We start from the raw sequence: 15,918 nt of genomic DNA, 5'->3' as shown, positions 1-15,918 counted from the left end.
CCATCTCGATGGCCGCGGACACCGGGTCGAACACGGAGTCGCGCTCCCGCGCGTCGCTGCTCGGTAGTGACTCGACCCGGGATCCGAAAAACGTCTATCGGTTTCTCTCGGGCGCGGGGCTGGTCGGGATCACGGCGCTGACGCTCACGGCCGTCGGACTCGCGGAGGCCCACGGCGTGTTCGACCGCCACGCGCTGCTCTGGCACGCCAGCGACATCGGCGGCCACAGCGGGGACCTGCCGACGATGCTCGCGCTGACGGGCGTCGTGACGGTCGTGGCCGTGCTGCCGCTGTGCAAGCCCCAGCCGCGGCGGATCCTCGACACGGTGACGGGGACGGTCCGCTCGCTGCTGGTGGTGACGGCGGCGCTCGCCACGGTCGGCTACTTCGACTACACGCTGCGACTGCCGCGGGTGGTACTGCTGTCGACCGTCGGGGTCCTGTCGGTCGCCCTCCCGCTCTGGTTCGCCGCCCTGCAGCACTGGCAGCTCAAGCGGGGCGGCGGGACGCTGGTCGTCGGCAACAACCCCAAGCGCATCGAGGCGGCGGTCCAGGCGGCGGCCGAACCGGTCGTCGGGTACGCCTACTCGCCGACGGACGCCCGCGACCCCGTCTCGGCGGAGGGGGTCGACGCCGACGGCGGTCACGCCGGGATCCCGGAGAAGCTGACCCAGTACGAGTGTCTCGGCGGCCTCTCGCGGCTGGACGACATCCTCCAGCGGTCGAACGTCGAGACGGTGATCCCCGCCCTGCCCCAGACCGACCGGGCGGAGTTTTTCGGCGTGCTGGAGACCTGCCACGACCACGACGTGAACGTGGAGATCCTCAACGAGCACAACGAGAGCGTCCTCGTCAAGGAGGAGGGCGCCATCTCCGCCGAGCGGACCAAGCGGCTCATCGGGATCAACATGGAGCCGCTGGACCTGCAGAACCGCCTGACAAAGCGGCTGTTCGACCTGGCCTTCGCGACCGTCGGGATGGTCGTCCTCGCCGTCGTGTTCGTCCCCATCGCGGTCGCGATCAAGCTCGACAGTCCGGGCCCGGTCTTCTACCGGCAGGAGCGCACCACGCAGTTCGGCGACACCTTCCCCGTCTACAAGTTCCGGAGCATGCGCCCCGAGGGCGAGCGGGCGGCCCCGGGGGAGGAACAGGACAGGGTCACCCGCGTCGGACGGTTCCTCCGGCGGACGCACCTCGACGAGCTGCCCCAGCTGTGGGCCATCTTCACCGGGCAGATGAGCGTCGTCGGCCCCCGCGCCGCCTGGACGGCCGAGGAGGAGTTCCTCCAGAACGAGATGGACACCTGGAAGAAGCGGTGGTTCGTCAAGCCCGGGCTGACCGGGCTGGCCCAGATCAACGAGGTCTCCAGCGAGAACTCCCGCGCGAAGCTCCAGTACGACCTCACCTACATCCGCAACCAGTCGTTCTGGTTCGACGTGAAGATCGTCGTCCGGCAGGTCTGGATGGTGGTCACCGACTCCGTCGGGCTCGCCCGCCGGTGGCTCGCCGACCGCCGCGGCGCGGACACGCGGTGACGAACGTGCGTCGAGGCCCCTCCGGCGAGCGCGCGGCCGACCGCCCTCCGCGTGGTACCGCCACACGAAACCGCACCCTTTATCTTTTAGGTATGCCTAAACGCTCGTAATGGCCGCCGGTACTCAGTCGCACGTCGCCGCCACGCCCGACGTGGAATCGCGCGAACGGCCCGAGATCTCCGTCTGCGAGGGCGGGCCCGGGACCTCGGTGTTCATCGAATCGGGCAACACCGACGGGTGGATCGCCAGCGACCTGACGGTCGACGTGACCCAGTAGCGACCGCAGGCACGGAACCCCCTCCCGAGTGCGGACCGACCTCCAGAGTGTGGACCTGTTCCGGAGGGCGGACCGACCTGCAGTGGGTGACTCGCTCCGGAGACGGGACGGAGCGGGCGCTCCCGGACGGATCGACGAAAAAACGGCTTCTACGAACGGTGGGTATCCGAAACCCGGTCAGTCCATCGCGGCGTCGGTGACGAGGGTGTCGTCCTCGAGGTAGTGGTCGATGACGTGGGCGTGTTCCTCGAGGTCCTCGAGCTGCTCGCGGAGCATCTCGGCGGTGGCGTGGTCGCCGAGGCCCTCGGCGAGCTCGATGTGCTCGCGGTAGCTCTCGATGATGTCGCCGTACATCTCGAGGTCGTTCTCGAAGGAGGTCCGGATGTCGTAGACGTCCTCGTCCTCCGGCTCGACGGTGGCGTTCTCGGAGAGCGCGGTCATGCTCGCGTGCGGGACGCCCCCCAGCGCCTGCAGTCGCTCGGCGAGTTCGTCGGCGGCCTCCTCGACGTCCTCGTAGGCCTCCTGCAGCCACACGTGGATGTCGCGGAACTCCGCGCCCTCGACGTTCCAGTGATGCTTGTGGAGCTGGTGGTACAGCACGTACGCGTCGGCCAGGTCCGCGTTCAGCGCCTCGATGACCTGCTCGGCCTTCTCCTCGTCGAGGCGAACCGGGTTCTCGCCGACTGTCCCAGCCTCCTGTCGAACGGTCTTCTGGGTGCTCATTGCACTCGGTGCTACGCGCCTGAACCACTTATAACTTTTCAAGATCCAGACATTTTTCGGACGACCTAAACCGGCGCCGTCGGGGGATCGGGGGTCCGGTCGGCCGCGACCGACCGCGGTCGGGACCGTCGGCGGGACCGTCGACAGCGCGAACATCGGCGGGCAGAACCGCGGCCGCGAGGTGACCTTCTCGCTCAGCGCGGACCGGTCGGTCACGGTCACCGGGATCTCGGTACGGACGGGGAACGACCTCGCCGACCGGGAGTACGACGAACAGGACACGACGATCGGCGGCTCGTCGGTCCCGACTGAAGTGTCCTGCGAGTTCGAGGTCGCCCTCCGCGATATCACCGGGAGCGGCGACCTCGGCGTTGGCGAGTTCGTCGGCCCCGCGAGCCCGGAGGCCGACCTCGTCGTCACGCTCCAGTTCGACGACGGGAGTTCGCTTGAGGTCGGGATCGGGTAGCCGCGCTTCGATGGTGACCGACCCGCACTCGAGTTAGGGCCGACGACGGACCGGCTGGTGGGAGCCGTGACCCGTTCTACCGAGCACCGCGTCGGGAGTGATCGATCAGGGACCAACGGTCGTGTACAACTGTCCGATATCGAGTGCGGCCACAGCATCGGATATCGCATTTACCACAGATTCTAATAATACAGTAAGAATTGATATTATCGGCGGAAAGCCGATAGTTCGGAATGCTCCCTTCCGAAGCTTGCCCGCAGCGGATCCGGTAAGGTGTCCGACAGCTCGAAACTATTAGAATCGGCTATCACGGCCGCTGTCGGCCTATACAGAAGTTTCTGTAGTTGCTGGGGCACGGTCTGATCCGCCGGCGAGTAGTGCCGATCGATCGCTGCCGCCGATCCATCCGATCCGTGATGTCTGTGGTGTCGTATCTGTCGAAACCCGGCAAAAATCGGATTATATCCCATCTAACTGCAGAATCAGACGTCTTCCGGTCCCTGAACGCATCGTAAGCTTCACGAGATCGCTACGACCGTTCGATTCTGGCACTAAACATAATAAAATATATGATATTGCGTAATAGACAGTATGTAGTTATGTGATTCTTGTTTTAGTTGTGGGTTCCGACGAGCGCGGCCTCGTCGATCCGAACGGCTTCTAGTCGCGCGGTGTAGGTAGCGCTGTCGCCCGCAGGGACGGGCGCGAACAGCAGCGCCGTCGTCCCGCCGGCGGGCGCGTCCGACCGAAACGGACGGTAGTATTTTGCCCCGTCGGGCGCAACGGGAGGGCCATGGAGTCAGCGAACGACGAGTGGCGGGTCACGGAAGCGCTCGACGGCGAGTGGCTGTTCCTGCCCGAACCCGACGACAGCGAGGAGCGCGCGCTCGCGGACCCGGCGGCGGACTGGTCGGACGCCCAGCGCGTGACCGTCCCGCACGCCTGGCAAGAAGCGGCCAGCTATCGCGAGTACACGGGGACGGCGTGGTACCGCCGGACGTTCGAGTACGACGGGACCGGCGACCGCGTTTTCCTGCGGTTCGGCGCCGTCGACTACGAGGCGACCGTCTCCGTCGACGGCCAGCAGGTCGGCACGCACCGCGACGGGTACCTCCCCTTCGAAGTGGAGGTGACCGACGCCCTCTCGCCCGGCGAGAGCGTCGTCGCCGTCGAGGTGACCGACCCCGCGGACCTCTCCGAGATCCCCCACGGCAAGCAGGGCGCGCCGTGGTACACCCGGATCAGCGGCATCTGGCAGTCGGTCACCCTCGAAGCCCGCCCCGAACGGTTCGTCGAGGACGTGCGCGTCACGCCGGACCTCGACGACGACACCGCGCGAGTGGACGTGACGGTCGACGGGGACGCCGGCGACCTCGACGCCGCGATCATCGTCTCCCGCGAGGGCGACGAAGTGGCAACGGGGACCTGCGAAATCGGCGATGGCGAGGGCGTCTGCGAGGTCTCGATCCCCGACGCCGACTACTGGACGCCGGACGACCCGGCGCTGTACGACGTGCGCGTCGAGTTGCGGGACGGCGACGAGCCGATCGACGCCACGGAGACGTACTTCGGGATGCGCAGCGTCGACGCCGACGGCGACCGGCTCTACCTCAACGGCGAGCCGCTGTACGTTCGCGGCGCGCTCGACCAGGCGTACTACCCGGACACGCTCTATCGACCCTTCGACGACGACCTCTTCGAGTACGAGATCCGGACCGCGAAGGAACTCGGGTTCAACATGCTCCGCAAACACATCAAGCCGGCTCACCCCGACTTCGTCGAGGCCGCCGACCGCCTCGGCATCCTCGTCTGGCAGGAGCCCGCGAACCCGACGGTCTACTCCGAGCGCTCGAAGCGGGAGGTCCGCGAGCAGGCACGCGGGCTGATCGACCGCGACTACAACAGCCCGAGCGTCGTCGCCTGGAGCCTCTACAACGAGGAGTGGGGGATCGGCCTCGACCAGGAGGACTACTCCATGCACGACGGGCGCCTCTGGAACGACGAAGAGAAACAGGACTACCTGACCGAACTCTTCCACGAGGCCAAGGAGTGGGACCCGACGCGGCTCGTCTGTGACAACTCCGGGTGGGCCCACGTCGCCACCGACCTCAACGACTACCACGAGTACTACGTCAGTCCCGACCGCGCGGAACCGTGGGCAGATGCCCTCGACGAGATCGCGGCGAATCCCGGGGACAACTACGCGACCGAGAACACGCCGGCCGAAGACGCGCCCATCCTCATCTCCGAATTCGGGACGTGGGGCTTCCCGGACCTCCCAAAACTCCGCGAGCACTACGGCGGCGACCCGTCGTGGTTCTCCCACGACTTCCTCGAGGACCCGCTCAAGCGGCCCGAGGGCGTCGACGAGCGCTACGAAGCGACCGACCTCCCGGACGTCTTCGACGACTACGACGACCTCGCGGAAGCGTGGCAGCGCCGGGAGGCTGTCTCGCTCCGTGGCGTCATCGAGGAGATGCGGACCCACGAGGCCGTCGCGGGCTACGTCGTCACCGAGTTTTCCGACATCGAGTGGGAGTTCAACGGGGTTCTCGACTACCTCCGCGACCCGAAGGAAAACCTCGCCGACGAGTTCGCCACCGTCAACGGCGAGGTACTGGTCGCGATCGACCCCGGGACGCACGTCCTCGCGCCCGGCGACGAGGTGGCTGTCACCCTCCGCATCGTCAACGACACGACCGAGACGCTGGAGGGCGAACTCCGGTGGAGGGGTCCCGGAGCGGAGGGATCGCAGTCGGTCACCGTCGACGGCTTCGGGACGACGACCGTCGAGGGGGCGATCACGCTATCCCCCGGTGCGGATGCCGGGAGTGGCGCTCACACGCTCGACGTGACCTTCGAGACTGATGACCGGGACGTCGCGAACGAGGAACCGGTGTTCGTCGCGGAGAGCGAAACGCCCGACCGGACGGTCTACGCGGACGAACCGCTGGCCGCTGCACTGGAAACCGGGGGCGTCGACGTTACCGACGACCTCGACGAGGCCGACGTGGCCGCAGTCACCGCGGTCGACGCGGCGGTCTCCGAGTTCGTCGAGGCGGGCGGCGCGGCGCTGGTCGTCCCCGAACCCGGCGGGCGGATGGCCGAGTCCGACGCCTTCGACTACCGGAACCTCCCCGCGGGCGAGAGCTGGAACCTCGTCTCGTCGCTGCTCTACCAGGACAGCGACCTCGTCGGCGACCTGTGTTCCGACACCCGCGTCGGCTGGGCGTTCGAGGATCTCTTCCCCCACGACCTAGTCGAAGATCTGGATCCGTCGGCCGACGAGATCCACGTCGGGTCTGTCGAGGGCTGGATCGCCAACTGGGGCAGTCCACTCGTGGTCCGCGACCGCGGTGACGGCCGGCTCTGTTCCTGCACGTTCCGCGTCACCGACCGCTACGGCGAACACCCGACCGCGACGGCGCTGGTCGACCGGCTCCTGAGAGAGCTGTAGCACCGCAGAGCGGATCCGACGGCGGGCCGGGTCGACCGCGCTCCCGCTGACGCCGGATCACTCGGACGGGCCGACGCCCGCCTCGCGCATGTACTCGTCGAGCGTCGCCGCGATCCGCTCGGCGAACGCGTCGTCGTTGATGTTCCCGTCGTACTCGATCAGTTCGACATCGTCGTCTAGGTTGTCCCGGAGCGCGTCGAACAGCGCCGCGTCGGCGTCGGGGTCGTGGAAGTCCTCGCCCTCGGTGTCGAGCATCGACACGCCGCCCAGCGGGAGCGCCAGCGCCGTCGGCCCGGTCGCGTCGTTCAGCTTCCCGGCGACGATTTCACCGAGTTGCGCGTTCTCCTCGGGCGTCGTCCGCATCAGCGTCACCTGCGGGTTGTGGATATGGAACTGCCGCCCCTCGAACTCCTCCGGGACTGAGTCCCGCGGGCCGAAGTTCACCATGTCGAGCGCGCCGACCGAGACGACCTGCGGGACTCCCGTCTCGGCGGCGGCGTCGAGGCGGTCCTCGCCGGCGGCGAGGACGCCCCCGACGAGTTCGTCCGCCCACTCCGTCGTCGTGACGTCGAGGACGCCGTCGACGACGCCCTGTCGGATCAACGCCTCCATCGCGCGGCCGCCGGTCCCCGTCGCGTGGAAGACGATCGTCTCGTAGCCCCGCTCTTCGAGCCACTCTCGGGCGGTCTGGACGCAGGGCGTCGTCACGCCGAACATCGTGAGCGCGACCGTCGGCCGCTCGTCCACGTCCACGTCGGCGTCGTTGGTCACCATACCGACCATCGCCAGCGCGGCGTTGGCGATCACTCGCCGCGAGAGTCGATTGAGCCCCTCGATGTCCGCGACGGAGTACATCATCGTCACGTCTTTCGCGCCGACGTAGGGCTCGGTGTCGCCCGAGGCCATCGTCGACACCATGAGCTTCGGAACCCCCACTGGCAGGGCGCGCATCGCCGTCGTCGCGATAGAGGTGTTGCCCGACCCGCCGAGTCCGAGCACGCCCTTGAGGGTTCCCTCCTCGTGCAGTCGCTGTGCGATTGCGGCCGCCCCCTCGCCCATCGCTTCCATCGCTTCGCCGCGCTCGCCCTCCTCGCGCAGGGATTCGAGCGTCGTGCCCGCCGCCTCGGCCACCTCGCCCGCGGCGGTGTCCGGGTCGAAGCCCGGTTCGCCCATCACGCCGACGTCGACGACGTGGACGTCGACGCCCTGCGCGGCGATCACGTCTCTGGCGAAGCCGATCTCTTCCGCTTTCGTGTCCAGCGTCCCGACGATGACGACGCTCATCTCAGAATTCGATGTCCTTGAACTCGCGGGCCTGTTCCTGGATGGCCCCCTCGGTCGGGAGGCGCTCGATGCTGGAGGCGCCGAAGAAGCCGACGACGCCCTCGGTGTTGTGCAGGACGTACTCGGCGTCGTCCGGCCAGGCGATCGGCCCGCCGTGGCAGATCACCATGACGTCCTCGTCGACCTCCTTCGCGGCGTCGTGGTGGGCCTGCACCCGCTCGGCCGCCTCGTCGAGGTCCAGCGCCGTCTCCGCGCCGATGTCCCCCGAGGTCGTCAGCCCCATGTGCGAGACGATCACGTCGGCGCCCGCCTCGGTCATCCGCCGCGCCTGCTCCTCGCTGAACACGTACGGGCAGGTGAGCATCCCCTGGTCGGCCGCCTCGCTGATCATCTCGATCTCCTTGTCGTAGCCCATCCCGGTCTCCTCCAGGTTCTGCCGGAACCCGCTGTCCTCGTCGATGAGTCCGACCGTCGGGAAGTTCTGGACGCCCGAGAACCCGCGGCGCCTGAGGTCCTCGATGAACACGTCCATCTGCCGGAACGGGTCGGTCCCGTTGACCCCCGCGAGGACCGGCGTGTCCTCGACCACCGGCAGCACCTCGTGGCCCATCTCGACCACGATCTCGTTGGCGTCGCCGTAGGGGAGCAGCCCCGCGAGCGACCCCCGACCGTTCATCCGGTAGCGGCCGGAGTTGTAGATTATCAGCAGGTCGACCCCGCCGCGCTCGGCGAACTTCGCCGAGATCCCCGTGCCGGCGCCGGCCCCGATGACCGGGTCCCCGTCCGCGACTGTCCGTTCGAGTCGATCGAGTGTTTCCTCGCGTGTGAACTCCATGTGGTTGACATCTCACGCTCGGGTCTTCAAACCCATCCCCTCGGCCGGGGCCCCCGCAGCGACCACAGTGAGCGAGGAGTCCCGAGTCGCGAGGCGGTGGGATACAGTTAATGCGCTGACGAGACATGACCGACGTGTACCCATGGCAGACGAGAACTTCGTTCAGGGTGACGGCGTGCCGACGCAACTGTTCGACTGGGGGAAACTCAAGTGGATGGCCTCGCCCGAGGTGAACGACTGCGAGCGGTTCAGCGCCGGCGTCGTCAACCTCGAACCGGGGAAGGGCCACGACCTGCACACTCACCCCGACAGCGACGAGATCCTCTACGTCATCAAGGGAGAGGGCGAGCAGACCGTCGACGGTGACACGCGGGAGATCAGCACCGGCGAGATGGTGTTCATTCCGGAGGGCGTCGAACACGGGACGTTCAACACCGGCTGGGAACCGCTACAACTGCTCGCCGTCTACGCGCCGCCGGGGCCCGAAGCCGAACTCGCCGAGGCACCGGAGTCGGAGATCGTTCCGCCCGGCGAGGCGCCGACGCGAGACGACTGATCCGGTCGCTGTGGGATCGACCGGTCGGACCACCAGTGCTTTTGTCCGCGACACCGAGAGACCGATATGGACGAACTCCCGCTCGGAACGACCGGAGAGACGGTCAGTCCGGTCTGTCTCGGCGCGATGTACTTCGGCAGCCGGACCGACCCGGAGACCTCGCGGGCGATCCTCGACCGCTACTACGAGGCGGGCGGGCGATTCCTCGACACGGCCAACATCTACGCGACGTGGGTCGACGGTCACGACGAGCCCGCGAGCGAGCCGTTCCTCGGCGAGTGGATGGCCGACCGCGGCAATCGCGACGAACTGTTCCTCGCTACCAAGGTCGGGTTCGACTACGGGGAGGTTCCGCAGTCGCTGGAGCCCGACCTGATCGAGCGGGAAGTCGAGAAGAGCCTCGACCGACTCGGCACCGACTACGTCGACCTGCTGTACGCCCACGTCGACGACCGCGAGACGCCCCTCGCGGAGACAATGGAGGCCTTCGACCGGCTGGTCGAGTCGGGCAAAGTCCGCCACGTCGGCGCCAGCAACTACCACGGGTGGCGCCTCGCCCGCGCGAACACGCTCGCCGAGGAGCGCGGGTTGACGAAATTCAGTTGCGTCCAGCCGCGCTTCTCGTATCTCGTTCCCCACCGGAACGCGGACTTCGCACCGCAGCGACCGGCCACCGACGAACTCGTCACGTACTGCGACGACCACGACCTGACGATGCTGCCGTACTCGCCGCTCCTGGGGGGCTGTTACGGCCGCGACGACCGCCGGATCCCCGAAGGATACGTCACCACGGAGAACCGCCTGAAGATGGAGGCAGTACAGGACATCGCCGAGCGCAAGGATGCCTCGGGCAACCAGGTCGTCCTCGCGTGGCTGACCCAGCGCGACCCGCCGACGATCCCGGTCGTCGGCTGTAGCTCCGTCGAACAGCTCGAGGAGAACCTCGCGGCGCTGGAACTGGAGCTGACCGACGCCGAGATGGAACGGCTGAACAGCATCGAGACGCTCGGCGGGCTGCAGTAGCGGTCCCGCTCACCGCGAAGACGAGGCGAGTACGGCCGCCGGCGTCTGCGCTGGGTCAGGCGAACGACGGGCCCTCGACGGACTCGTCCTCGGCGGTCTCCCAGGAGTGGGTCGGCTCCCAGCCGAGCAGGTCCCTCGCGTGGGCCGTCGAGAACGCCGACTCGTCGCCGTCGAGGTCGCAGTCGGCCGGTAGGTCGCCGAAGCCGGCCTCGACCGCGGCCGCGGTGTCGACGCCGAGGAAGTTGTCCGCGGCGAAGGCGTTGAACACCTCGTGGCCCTCGAAGTCGGCGTCGAGCGCGGCCGTGACGAGCGACACCACGTCGCGGATGTCGACGTACGACCAGAGGTTGCCGAACCGGCCCGCGCTCTCGAAGTCGAACGCCTCGCGGATAGCGGTGATCTGGTAGCGCCCGGGGTACTGGATCCACGAGGGACGGATCGAGGCGACCGAGACACCGAACCGGTTGACGACGCGCTCGGCCGCGGCCTCGCCCGCGAGTTTCGACGTCTCGTAGCCGTTCCAGGGTCGCACCGGGTGTTCCACGTCGACGGGGAGGTAGTCGGGGAGTTCCGGTTCCGTCCAGTGGGTCCCGTACACCGTCTCGCTGGAGGCCCAGACCACGTCGGCGCCCGCGCGGCCGGCCGCCTCCAGCGTGTGATACGTGCTCAGGACGTTGTTCTCGTACACGTCGCCGCCGGCGTTGTCCTCCTCGTGGGGGATGTTGCCGAAGTGGACGACTGCGGTCGGGTCCGCGTCGACGATCGTCTCCCAGGCCGGCCCCTGCTCGGTCAGGTCGACGGCCCGGAAGTCGACGCCATCGACCCCGGTCGTCTCCGGGAGCGACAGGTCGACCGCGACCACCTCGTAGTCGGAACGGAGTTCCTCGACGACCCAGCTTCCGGCGCCGCCGAGCGCGCCGGTGACGACGACTGTCTCGGACATACGAGCACGTGGAACCGCCCTCACCTAAGACCCCCGATCACACCGTCATTTTATATGGGATCGGACGAAACGGTATAGGCAGTATGCCGATCGAATCAGTCCTGTTACCCGTCGGACTGGACGACAGCGACCGCGCCGACCGGCTCGTCGCGGAGGCGGTCGCGGTCGCCGGGCCGACCGGCGCGACCGTCTCGGTCCTGCACGTGTTCACCGAGTCCGGGCTGGACAACGCCATCGACCGACTGGACTTCGACCGCGACGGCGAGGGGGTCACGCCGGAGGCGGTGGCTCGGCGTCTCGCCTACGTTCAGGAAGTGACTTCCCAGCTCGACGACGCCGGCGTCGACTACGAGGTGCTCGGGGCGGTCGGCGACGCCGCCGAGCGGATCACGGAAGTCGCCGAGGAGATCGACGCCGACCGGATCCTCATCGGCGGTCGCAAACGGTCGCCGACCGGGAAGGCCGTCTTCGGCTCGACCGCCCAGTCGGTCATGCTCGACGCGTCCTGTCCCGTGACCTTCGTCCGCTCGGACGACCGCTGATCGGCGCCCGCGTTCCGGTCTTGCCAGCGCGGCGTCCGCCGTGGATACCTCCTTCCGGGCCGTTGGGGACCGGCTCCGGTGAACTGGCGACGGGCTACTGGTGGCGCATGTTGACCTCGATGACATTCACGGTGCTCAGGACCTTCTGGGGGACGCGCTCGTGGAAGTGGTCGCCCCGCATCCGGCTTTTGATCCCCGAGACGCTGACGGCGCCGACCACCTCGTCGTCGGCCGTCCGAATGGGCGCGGCGACGCAGCGGATCCCCTCGAGTCGCTCCTCGTCGTCGGTGGCGTAGCCCTGCTCGCGGATCGCCTCCAGTTCCGTCCGCAGTTCGTCCTCGTCGGTGATCGTGTGCTCGGTCGCCTCCGGGAGGCCGTGGCGCTCGATGATGCCGTCGACCCGCTCGTCGTCCATGTAGGCGAGCATCGACTTCCCCAGCGCCGTGGTGTGGAGCGGGACGCGCTTGCCCTCGTACGTGTCGAGCGGGAGCGCCTCGTCGCCCTTCCGCTTGAGCAGAAACACCCCGAGGCCGTGCTCCTCGACCATGAGGTTCGCGTGGTCGCCGGCGTCCAGCGCGAGGTCCCGGATCTCCGACTCCGCGATCCGACACAGGCGCGAGCGCGAGCGAGCGTACCCGCCCAGATCCAGAAATTTCATGCTGACCACGTACTCGTCGCCCTCCCGTACCAGATACCCCAGGTCCGTCAGCGTCTGCAGGTGGTCGTGGACCGTGCTCGTCGGCCTGTCCAGTTCCTCGACGAGTTCGGTCAGCGTCAGCCCGTCGTGGTCCCTGATCTTGTCGAAGATACGGAAGCTCACCGCAGTAGAGCGTATCTTCGGCTCACGGCGCACGTCCATATCTGGGAAGTCGAATCCGATGCTATTAATAGTTCCGGCTATATCGGACACGTGCCGTCCGAGTCGGCATGGACAAGGAGGAACGCCGTCCGGGGCCGACAAGCGCGGGCGTCAGACTTCGACGACCTTGTTTTCGAGCGTCCCGATGTCCTCGATGGTGATCGCCACCGTATCGCCCTCGTGGAGCGTCACGTCGGTCGGCGGGATGATGGAGGTGCCGGTGAGCAGTACGGTCAGTTCGGGCACGTAGTTGTGCCGTCTGAAGTACGAGGCCAGCTCCTCGCAGGTGCGGACCATCTCCCCGGTCGAGGTCGAGTCGGCGAACACCGTCTCGCCGTCACGTTCGATGGTCATCGACATCTCCAGGTCGTGCGGGTCGTCGACGAGCGCGACGGCGGGGCCGACCGCACAGCTCCGGTCGTAGATCTTGCTCTGGGGGAGATACAGCAGGTTCTCGCGTTCGATCTCGCGGCTGCACATGTCGTTGCCGACGGTGTAGCCGACGATTTCGCCGTCGAGCAGGACGAGGGACAGTTCCGGCTCCGGGACGTTCCACTCGGAGTCGCCCCTGATGCCGACGGCCTCCCCGGGGCCGACCGTCCGCGTGGGCGTCGCCTTGAAGTACACTTCCGGGCGCTCGGCCTCGTAGGCATCCAGGTACGTCTCGCCGAGCCCGCCCTCCGCCTGGCGGTCCTCCTGGCTGATGGCGTAGGTCACGCCGGCCCCCCAGATCTCGTCCGGTCGGACCGGCATCAGCAGGTCGCTCCGGACTCCGGCCCGCTCGACCGCGGGCGCTTCTTCACACAGCGCGGCCGTCAGGTCGGCCAGCGAGCGGTCTGCGATCGCCGCGGCCCGCGCGAATTCCCGGAACGAGTCGATCCGCGCCTCGGTCTCGCTCAGGTCGAACAGCTCGTCGTCCCGCTCGACGACGACAGCCCGCCCCCTCCCGTCGCTGGTCTGGAAATATCTCATACGTCCACCTTCGATATCTGCTGTCCGGAATAAATAGTTTGCCGCGTCTCCGGCATTGCCGGCCGACGTTCGCCGCCGCCGAAATCCCGTCTGCGGATCCGATGCCGCCGCCGGGAAGACACGTTCGTTCTGTGCAACGAGGTCCGTTCCGAGATAGTCGAACTTACTGTCGCTCGGTGATGGCGACCAAATCGGTGGCAGTCGATTACAGTCATAAGATCGTAATGTAGAAGCTCCTTAATGAATAATGGTCTGTGACAGGAATCTACAAAACCGGGATAGTACGTTTGCGACAGTCCATCACAGACGATCGAGATACATACAGAAATTGTCAAGTATATTCGATTATATTTCTGAAATACGCCGAATTACACCGGACGCCTGATCGGTCGTGGTGGGAACTCGTGGCACACCAGTTCCGATAGTGTCGGAACCAGACTTCGGGAGTACGTCATCACCGACGGACACACCCCAGCGATCTCCGGACGTGGCGGCGAAATACCGCTGAGCGTCAGTACGTGCCGACAGCTGGCGGCCACCGACCGGTCGGCCCGGGACAGTATCGGCGGCGGGTGGACTCGCAGGCTAGACGCGGACGACGTCCGGAAGCGGGTAGCGACCGTCTCGAATCCGAACTCTCGACGTGTCTGTCGACGGCAAGAACCCACCCATAGACGCCGGGCCCGCAAGGGTTACGGGCATCTCCACCCAGTGAGACCCGCACCTGCGCGGTAGCTGGGCGCCCGAGCTGCTTCGGTCCGTCCGCGACTCTCCGGGCGACGCCGTGGGCCTCGCCCCTACAGGTCCGCGTCGATGTGTTCGACCGCTTTGAGCGCGAGCGTGACGATGGTGAGTGTCGGATTCATCGCGCCGCCGGTCGGGAAGACGCTGCTGGAGGCGATCGAGAGGTTTTCGAGGTCGTGTGTCCGAAGCCGTGTGTCGACGACACTCTCGGCAGGGTCGGTCCCCATCCGGGTCGTCCCCATCGGGTGGCGTGCCGGGCCGGGGTCGTGGACATCGGTCTGTCCGGTGACACGCGCGCCCATCGTGGTGAGGATTCGTCGCTGAATCTCCTGGGCGTGCTCCATCGCCGCGATGGCGTGGTTACCGACGCCCCAGGAGACGTCCGGGACGGGGTTGCCGTGGTCGTCGGTCTCGTCGGTGTCGAGCGTGACGCGGTTGGTCGGGTCGGGCAACTGTTCGACGAGGGCGCCTATCTGCAGGCGGTTGCCGAACTCGAAGTCGACGGCCTCCAAGAGGTCCGTACCCCACCGCCCGTCCCCGAGCGCGATATCCAGCGGCGACGGGCCGGCGTAGTTGAAGAACTCGAGTTTGACGCTTCCCGGGGTCGAGTCCTCGTGGTCGTAGAACTGGTGGGACTCGCTGGTGATGAACCCGGTCTCGTGCTGTTCGGTCCGCTCCAGCAGGAGCCCGTTCGTGCCCGCGAAGGCATGTTCCATCAGGTAGCGACCGACCGCTCCCGAGGAGTTGGCCAGCCCGTCGGGGTACGTCTCGGACTGCGAGAGCAGCAACAGACGCGGCGTCTCGATGCCGCCACAGGCGACGACGAACTGGCGAGCCTCCTGGCGGTGTTCCGTCCCGTCGGGGGTGGCGTAGACGGCGGCCTCGACGCGCTCGCCCTCCGAATCGTGTTCGAGCCGCTGGACCGGCGCCCGGTCGATGACCCGTGTGCCCGCTTGCTCGGCTTTCCGGACGTGAACGGTCGCGTCGTACTTCGCACCCGAGGGACAGACCGGCGCGCAGGTGCCCCAGCCCTGGCAAGCCGACCGGCCGTCGTACGGTTCGCTGTTGCGCGCCTGGGGCACCGAGTGGACCGCGATGTCGAGTTCCTCGCAGGCTTCGGCGAACAGCGAGTCCGAGTAGCTCGGGGGGAACCGCTCCATGGGAAACGATTCCTCGCGGGGTGGGGCGAAGGGGTTGTCCTCGGCGCCGGCGACGCCCATCTGGGTCTCCGCCTCGGCGTAGTAGGGCCGCAGGTCGTCGTAGGCGATCGGCCAGTCGGTCGCGAGCCCGTAGCGGCTCTCCATCTCGAAGTCCTTCTCGTGAAAGCGGGGCGTGAGTCCCAGCCAGTGCAGCGTTGTCCCGCCGACGCCTTTCACGCGGGTCGTGTTCAGGGGGTAGTCGACGGGGCCGCTCGACGTGTAGGCGTCCCGCGGTCCGCCCATGTCCCAGACGTCGGTCCAGCCGTGTGCGGGGCGCAGGTGGCGCTCCATCCGGTGCTGTCGGTCGGCGAAATCGAACCGCGGGCCTGCCTCGAGGACGATCACCTCGTGGCCGCGCTCGGCGAGTGCGGCGGCGGTGACAGCGCCGGCGGGGCCCGACCCGACGATACAGACGTCGACGCGGTCGGACGGCGTCCGCGGCCCGGTCACTGTCCACCTCGACGCACGGCCGCCGCGGTCCCGCGACCGGTCGCTCTCTCGGA

The 15,918-nt window shown here is 67.5% G+C and carries 14 protein-coding genes; 7 read left to right on the top strand and 7 right to left on the bottom strand.

What is annotated here, in order from left to right; genetic code table 11:
* Positions 1–8: 8 nt before the first annotated feature.
* Complete coding sequence (locus tag E3328_RS18685; protein WP_135366148.1) at positions 9–1,535, top strand: sugar transferase; 1,527 nt, start codon at positions 9–11, stop codon at positions 1,533–1,535.
* 109 nt (positions 1,536–1,644) lie between these two features.
* A complete protein-coding gene (locus E3328_RS22200; RefSeq protein WP_167837471.1) occupies positions 1,645–1,812 on the top strand; it encodes a hypothetical protein in 168 nt (55 codons plus the stop codon).
* Between the two features lie 177 nt (positions 1,813–1,989).
* Here E3328_RS22200 and dpsA read toward each other — a convergent pair whose 3' ends face one another.
* On the bottom strand, positions 1,990–2,535 hold the full coding sequence (dpsA, locus tag E3328_RS18680; RefSeq protein WP_135366147.1) for a DNA starvation/stationary phase protection protein DpsA: 546 nt from the start codon (positions 2,533–2,535) through the stop codon (positions 1,990–1,992).
* A gap of 181 nt (positions 2,536–2,716) precedes the next feature.
* On the opposite strand from dpsA, the gene E3328_RS18675 reads away from it, so the two are divergent.
* Both E3328_RS18675 and E3328_RS18670 read left to right on the top strand, forming a co-directional pair.
* On the top strand, positions 2,717–3,001 hold the full coding sequence (locus E3328_RS18675; protein ID WP_135366146.1) for a hypothetical protein: 285 nt from the start codon (positions 2,717–2,719) through the stop codon (positions 2,999–3,001).
* Positions 3,002–3,794: 793 nt separating this feature from the next.
* A complete protein-coding gene (locus E3328_RS18670) occupies positions 3,795–6,458 on the top strand; it encodes a sugar-binding domain-containing protein (RefSeq protein ID WP_135366145.1) in 2,664 nt (887 codons plus the stop codon).
* A gap of 57 nt (positions 6,459–6,515) precedes the next feature.
* Here the strand turns inward: E3328_RS18670 and E3328_RS18665 are convergent, their stop codons facing one another.
* Together E3328_RS18665 and E3328_RS18660 are read right to left on the bottom strand one after the other, a co-directional pair.
* Positions 6,516–7,742 (bottom strand): Tm-1-like ATP-binding domain-containing protein, encoded by a 1,227-nt coding sequence (locus E3328_RS18665; RefSeq protein ID WP_135366144.1) that lies wholly within the window; start codon positions 7,740–7,742, stop codon positions 6,516–6,518.
* 1 nt (position 7,743) lies between these two features.
* Positions 7,744–8,577: a phosphoenolpyruvate hydrolase family protein gene (locus E3328_RS18660; protein ID WP_135366143.1), complete on the bottom strand. Its 834-nt coding sequence runs from the start codon at positions 8,575–8,577 to the stop codon at positions 7,744–7,746.
* A gap of 142 nt (positions 8,578–8,719) precedes the next feature.
* Here E3328_RS18660 and E3328_RS18655 point away from each other — a divergent pair, with 142 nt between their 5' ends.
* Both E3328_RS18655 and E3328_RS18650 read left to right on the top strand, forming a co-directional pair.
* Entirely contained in the window at positions 8,720–9,133 is a 414-nt protein-coding gene (locus tag E3328_RS18655; RefSeq protein ID WP_135366142.1) for a cupin domain-containing protein, read from the top strand.
* A gap of 66 nt (positions 9,134–9,199) precedes the next feature.
* Entirely contained in the window at positions 9,200–10,156 is a 957-nt protein-coding gene (locus E3328_RS18650; protein ID WP_135366141.1) for an aldo/keto reductase, read from the top strand.
* A 55-nt stretch (positions 10,157–10,211) separates the two neighbouring features.
* Here the strand turns inward: E3328_RS18650 and E3328_RS18645 are convergent, their stop codons facing one another.
* Positions 10,212–11,099, bottom strand: a complete 888-nt coding sequence (locus E3328_RS18645) for an NAD-dependent epimerase/dehydratase family protein (RefSeq protein ID WP_135366140.1) — start codon at positions 11,097–11,099, stop codon at positions 10,212–10,214.
* 83 nt (positions 11,100–11,182) lie between these two features.
* Between E3328_RS18645 and E3328_RS18640 the strand changes: the two genes are divergently transcribed.
* Complete coding sequence (locus tag E3328_RS18640; RefSeq protein WP_135366139.1) at positions 11,183–11,641, top strand: universal stress protein; 459 nt, start codon at positions 11,183–11,185, stop codon at positions 11,639–11,641.
* 94 nt (positions 11,642–11,735) lie between these two features.
* Here the strand turns inward: E3328_RS18640 and E3328_RS18635 are convergent, their stop codons facing one another.
* From E3328_RS18635 to E3328_RS18625, 3 genes are all read right to left on the bottom strand, one after another.
* Positions 11,736–12,494: an IclR family transcriptional regulator gene (locus E3328_RS18635; RefSeq protein ID WP_394345918.1), complete on the bottom strand. Its 759-nt coding sequence runs from the start codon at positions 12,492–12,494 to the stop codon at positions 11,736–11,738.
* A gap of 117 nt (positions 12,495–12,611) precedes the next feature.
* On the bottom strand, positions 12,612–13,472 hold the full coding sequence (locus tag E3328_RS18630; RefSeq protein WP_135366137.1) for a fumarylacetoacetate hydrolase family protein: 861 nt from the start codon (positions 13,470–13,472) through the stop codon (positions 12,612–12,614).
* Positions 13,473–14,269: 797 nt separating this feature from the next.
* Positions 14,270–15,865, bottom strand: coding sequence for a GMC family oxidoreductase (locus E3328_RS18625; protein WP_135366136.1), 1,596 nt, complete (start codon positions 15,863–15,865; stop codon positions 14,270–14,272).
* Positions 15,866–15,918: the final 53 nt, after the last annotated feature.

The sequence above is a fragment of the Halosimplex halophilum genome (assembly GCF_004698125.1).
GTDB lineage: Archaea > Halobacteriota > Halobacteria > Halobacteriales > Haloarculaceae > Halosimplex > Halosimplex halophilum.
The sequence above is the reverse complement of the archived record's forward strand: the minus strand, read 5'-3'. Positions and strand labels throughout refer to the sequence as shown.